This is a genomic window from Dietzia sp. 111N12-1, assembly GCF_001658045.1.
In the GTDB taxonomy this organism is placed as follows: domain Bacteria; phylum Actinomycetota; class Actinomycetes; order Mycobacteriales; family Mycobacteriaceae; genus Dietzia; species Dietzia kunjamensis.
In genome coordinates this window covers 1-5,067 of sequence record NZ_LSSV01000066.1, presented here as the reverse complement: position 1 = coordinate 5,067, position 5,067 = coordinate 1, and the positions used below count along the sequence as shown (strand labels likewise).

General features: G+C 64.9%; 5 protein-coding genes. 2 read left to right on the top strand and 3 right to left on the bottom strand.

The window, feature by feature from the left end; genetic code table 11:
- Positions 1–5: 5 nt before the first annotated feature.
- From AYO52_RS14250 to AYO52_RS14240, 3 genes are all read right to left on the bottom strand, one after another.
- Positions 6–944, bottom strand: coding sequence for a protein kinase (locus AYO52_RS14250; RefSeq protein ID WP_067718715.1), 939 nt, complete (start codon positions 942–944; stop codon positions 6–8).
- A gap of 25 nt (positions 945–969) precedes the next feature.
- Entirely contained in the window at positions 970–1,968 is a 999-nt protein-coding gene (locus AYO52_RS14245) for an IS481 family transposase (protein ID WP_082924042.1), read from the bottom strand.
- A gap of 837 nt (positions 1,969–2,805) precedes the next feature.
- Entirely contained in the window at positions 2,806–3,195 is a 390-nt protein-coding gene (locus tag AYO52_RS14240; RefSeq protein WP_007928756.1) for a heavy metal-responsive transcriptional regulator, read from the bottom strand.
- Between the two features lie 105 nt (positions 3,196–3,300).
- On the opposite strand from AYO52_RS14240, the gene merA reads away from it, so the two are divergent.
- Complete coding sequence (merA, locus tag AYO52_RS14235; RefSeq protein WP_017838447.1) at positions 3,301–4,701, top strand: mercury(II) reductase; 1,401 nt, start codon at positions 3,301–3,303, stop codon at positions 4,699–4,701.
- Between the two features lie 131 nt (positions 4,702–4,832).
- Positions 4,833–5,067, top strand: a 235-nt coding sequence (locus AYO52_RS14230) for a helix-turn-helix transcriptional regulator (protein ID WP_067718718.1), incomplete at its 3' end; no start/stop codon positions are given.

The following is a 5,067-nucleotide window of genomic DNA, read 5'->3' as shown; positions in this document are numbered from 1 at the left end:
ATGACCTACTGGCGGAACCTCTTACTGCGGCCGTGTAGCTCGGTGTCCATGATGGCAGCGGGGCGCAGGCTCCCGTCCGGATCGGATATACCTCGCGGTTCGTAGTCGATCGTCACGGTGTGGTCGAACTCGACTTTCTTTAGTGCTCTCCTGCTTTCCGATCGGAGCATGTCCAGAAATTCGCGTTGGTTAAGCTCTATGCGGTCCACGGTCCGCCGAAGTGAACTAAAATTAGTGATTAGTCGGTGCTCCGGGCGAGGGTGCGGGTCCGGGTACATGTCGAGCCACACCTGGAGCTCATCGCGAACCTCCGCTGCGGTCGGACGATCGGCTGGTCGCAGGCTGGTCGCTTGTTCCATCAGCACGTCGAGCGTGGCGGCGTCCGGACCCCCGAAACGCGCCATCGAAAGCTCGCGATCCGAAGCTGAAATGGTTCCGGGCGGTGGAAGCAGGACAGTCAACTTTCCGGCGGACACGCGTCGCTTCTCTGAGAGAGACCAGAAGGTCATCGCCAACGAATAAATGTCCGCGAGGTACCAGTCGATGCCGTCGTGGTAGTACCTCGCTTCTGGGGCTAAGTAATTCCGCGGCCCCAGATTCTCACCCTCCCGCGACTCTGTCGTTGTGGATGCGTCATCGAACCATGCCGAGATCCCGAAATCGGCCAAGACTGGTCCACCGTCGTGCCAGAACAAATTATCCGGCTTGATATCGCGATGGGCGACAGTGCGAAAGCCCGTTGCCGCGCTCGACGGGCGCGAAAGAGCATCGAGCGTGTTCGCAAGAGTGGCGATGGCGCGGACCACGTCGTCGAAGTTGGTTCCTGCGAGTTTGTCCGCCAATGGGGTGGCGGTCGGCATGACGTACCAGAGCTCGTCTTCGCTCTCCGGCCAGTCCAGGATCGGGAGCACCCCGTCGGTGTCCCGTGAGGTCAGCTCACGCATGCCAAGAAGTTCGTCCCGGAACCGTCTAGCTGTGATGTCCAGGGAGGTTGGTCAGTCGGGTGACCGGTGGCTGGCCTCCGAGGGCGGAGTGGGCTCGGTGGTGATTGTAGAAGTGCAGCCAGGACGGTAGTCGTGAGTTGCGGGCTGCGGTGGAGTCGTAGAAGCGGGCGTAGGCCCAGCCGTCGCCGAGGGTGCGGTGGAATCGCTCGATCTTGCCGTTGGTCTGGGGCCGGTAGGGCCGGGTGCGCTTGTGGGTGATTCCTAGGGTCGTGCAGGCCTTGCGCCAATCATGAGAAATGTAGGCCGAGCCGTTGTCGGAGAGCACCCGCTCTACGGTGACGCCTCGGTTGGCGAACCAGGCCACCGCGCGTTCAAGGACGCCGACGGCCGTGGCGCCTTTTTCGTCGGTGTGGATCTCGGCGTAGGCCACGCGGGAGTAGTCGTCGATGACGGTGTGCACGTATGCGGTCCCGATTTTGGGCCTGTATTGACGTCCTCGTTCGCCGGTGCGGTGGGCCGTGGCTCTGGCGTTCTTTCCGCCCTGTGGCCGGCCGACGAAGCGGTGGCCGCCACCGTCGGGAATGTTGGCGAACTTGGTGACATCGACATGGATCAGTGAGCCGGGCCGCTGGTGTTCGTAGCGGCGCAGGGGTTCACCGGTGACCCGGTCAATTCGCGAGAGTCGGTTGATCCGGCAGCGCACTAGTACCGCGTGCACGGTCGAGGCCGGGATGCCGAGGCGGCCGCCGATCTGGATCGGACCGAGTCGGTTTCGCCAGCGCAGTCGCACGATCTTGCGCACCATCTCAGGGCGGGTGCGGGTCGGACTCGTGCGGGGCTTGGAGCTGCGGTCGGCCATGCCAGCTGGGCCTTCGGACCGGTATCGGTCAGCCCATTTCTTAGCCGTGCGGGGCGCGACCATGAACATTTTTGCTGCCGCGGCGTAGGTCCATTTGTCGTCGACGATCAGCTTTGCCAACCGCAAACGGGTACGCGGGGTCAAGGTCGCGTTAGCGTGGGACACGAAGGCCTCCTGGTTTGTGAAGCGAAGAACTAGACAGCTCCACTTCACAACCGGAGGCCTTCACCTGTCAGCCGAACTCACCAACGCGAGTCGGGACAACCTCCCTGGACATCACATCTAGCCGGCTTGCCCCGCGGCCTGAGGGGGCCCTTGATCACCGCATTCTTGTCGCGGTCGCCTGTTGGACCCAGGCAGCTTGCCTGCCTAACGTGGCTCTTGCCGGCCAACTGTTCGCCAACCCTCCACGCATGCGAATTGCCGGTCACGACAACGTCCGTCTGGAGTTTGGACTGCCTTATCCTCCTGACCGAGGTTTCTTCGCTCATGCTTCGACGGTAGCCGTCTGGGCGTAGTCGGGCTCTGGCATCGTCAGATGCCGTTTCGCGGCTACATTGACGGGCAGGGTTGAGATCCTGTGATTCTGTCAGTCTGCACCGGCGTGTCTCGTGAATCTGGGCTGCACAGCGACACCGCGCAAGGCGAAAAGTGGGATTCTGGGTCGAATTCTTGGGATTCTGGGATTTTGAGCCGGTTTTAACAAGATTGGTTGGGACTGCTGAGAATTGCCTGAAAGTGCAGAATTCTGCCTTCTAGTGCGGTATCCGGCTGGGTCCGGCACTTTGCAGGGCAGGGCATCGTGTAGCCAACGATGCGGGGCGCATTCATGGCGCAGCATCTGGGATGCCGGCCAGCGGTGTTGTTTGCCCTCTAGGCCCCAGTGGTGCCTGTTTGGCAAGAGGTGAAACACACCTGTGGCTTTCGCCGTTATATGGCGGGGTTCTGTCGACGCTCTGTGGCGGCATCTGCTCATGGCGATACACGCGAGCACCGGTCTGGTCACAGATAGCGGCAGACGGTCGTGGTGTCGCATTTGGTGGGGTCGCTGGTGGTGGCACTGTGGTGAAGGTGCGCGACGGTGTGTCGCAGTGCTTGCAGGTCGGCGATTTGGCGGTCCAGGTCGCCCAGGTGGGCTTCGAGCAGGGCGTGCACGTGCTGGCAGGGTGCGACTCCGGCGTCGCGGATGTCGAGGATCTCGCGAATCTGGGCCAGGGTGAGCCCAGCGGTGCGGCCGCGGCGAACGAAGTCCAGGCGCGCCAGGGCCGCAGGGGTGTAGTCGCGGTATCCGTTGGCGGTGCGCTCAGGCGCAGGTAGTAGGCCGGCTTCTTCGTAGAAGCGCAGCGTCTTGGTTGTGGTGCCGCTGGCCACGGCCAACTCACCGATGCGCACAGTGGCCCCTTTCTCGGCTCTCGTCCATGTTCGCCTTGACCTTCCCCTGCGCTGGAACGTCCACTATGGACGCTGAAGAGGGGTCACGCGAAGGAAGGTGGGCAAATGGGTGTGGACTACGACGTCGATCTGGCCGTGATCGGCTCAGGAGGCGCGGCGATGTCCGCCGCCATCGCGGCCAGCCAGGCCGGTAAGAGCGTCGTGCTGGTTGAGCGCGGTGTTCTGGGCGGGACGTGCGTGAACATCGGCTGCGTGCCGTCCAAGACGCTCCTGGCGGCCGCCGGGGCCCGGCACGCCGCGCTCACCAATCCCTTCAAAGGTGCCCCAACGTCAGCCGCACCGGTGAACCTCGGCGATCTGGTGGCCCAGAAGGACGCACTCATCGAGCGCCTGCGTGATGCGAAGTACGCCGATGTGGCCGCTGCCTACGGCTTCCAGGTCCGCCCAGGCCAGGCCAGCTTCCTGGACGGGGACACCCTGGCCGTCGACGGCCAGGCGCTGCGGGCCCGGGCCTATCTGGTCGCCACCGGTGCCACCCCCGCCATCCCGGAGGTGGTCGGTCTCGACTCTGTGGACCGGCTGACGTCCACCACCGCGATGCAGCTGACCGAGCTGCCTGAGTCCCTGGTCGTTATCGGTGGCGGGTACGTCGGGATGGAGCAGGCCCAGCTGTTCGCTCACCTCGGCACCCGGGTCTCTGTGGTCGGGCGTCTGGCGCCGCACGCCGAGCCGGAGCTGGCCCAGAGACTTCGGGAAGTCTTCACCGACGACGGCATCACCGTGGTCGAAGAGCGCGCGACCACTGTGGCCCGCGAACCAGGCCCCGCAGGAGAGGTGGTGGTGACCACGGACTCGGGCGAACAGGTGCGCGGCGCGCAGGTCCTGGTGGCCACCGGACGCCTGCCCCGCACCGACGGCCTGAACCTGGCCGCTGCCGGTGTGGACGTGGACGAGCGCGGCTTCGTCGTGGTCGACCAGACCCAGCGCACCTCCAACCCGCGCGTCTGGGCCGCCGGTGACGTCTCGGGGGCTCCCCAGTACGTCTACGCCGCCGCCGCCGGCGGTCGGGCCGCCGCGCTCAACGCCCTGACCGAGGACAGGTACCCGCCGGCAGCTCGGGTCGACTACGCCGGCTTTCCTGCGGTCGTGTTCACCCGGCCCCAGCTGGCCTCGGCGGGGTTGACCGAGGACGAGGCCCTCACCCGAGGGCACGCGTGCGACTGCCGCGTCCTGGACCTGTCCGATGTCCCCCGGGCGCTCGTCCAGCACGACACCCGCGGGGCGGTGAAGCTCGTCGCCGACGCCGTGAGCGGCAAGGTTCTGGGCGTGCACGCTCTGGCGGACGGGGCCGGGGAGATCATGCTGGCGGCCACCTACGCCATCAAAAGCGGCATGACCGTCGACGATCTGGCCGACACCTGGGCGCCGTACCTGACCATGAGCGAAAGCCTGCGCATCGTGGCCGGCCTCTTCCGAAACCAGATGCCGACGTCATGCTGCGCCTGAAACCCGCGGCCCCAGCGGGGTGGACGAGGGCTCCCGCGGCGGCCCGCCTGGCGCCGTGAAAGTGCCTTAAAAACCTTTAGGTTTTTAATGCGTTGTCCCAACAGTTCAGCAGACGCTGTATAGTTCAGCAAGTGCTGACTATTGTTTCCCGTATGGATGTGATGAACCGGTTAGGGCGGGCGATGGCCGACCCGACACGGTCCCGAATACTGCTGACCTTGCTACAGCAGCCGACCTACCCGGCGGAGCTGGCCCGGGACTTGGAGCTGACACGGTCGAACGTGTCGAACCATCTGGCATGCCTGCGCGACTGCGGAATCGTTGTCGCCGTGCCCGAAGGTCGCCAGACCCGGTACGAGATCGCAG

What these genes read in the sequence shown, in the direction of transcription:
- AYO52_RS14250 (WP_067718715.1), bottom strand. Translation starts at nt 944, where the DNA reads ATGCGTGAGCTGACCTCACGGGACACCGACGGGGTGCTCCCGATCCTG.
- merA (WP_017838447.1), top strand. Translation starts at nt 3,301, where the DNA reads ATGGGTGTGGACTACGACGTCGATCTGGCCGTGATCGGCTCAGGAGGC.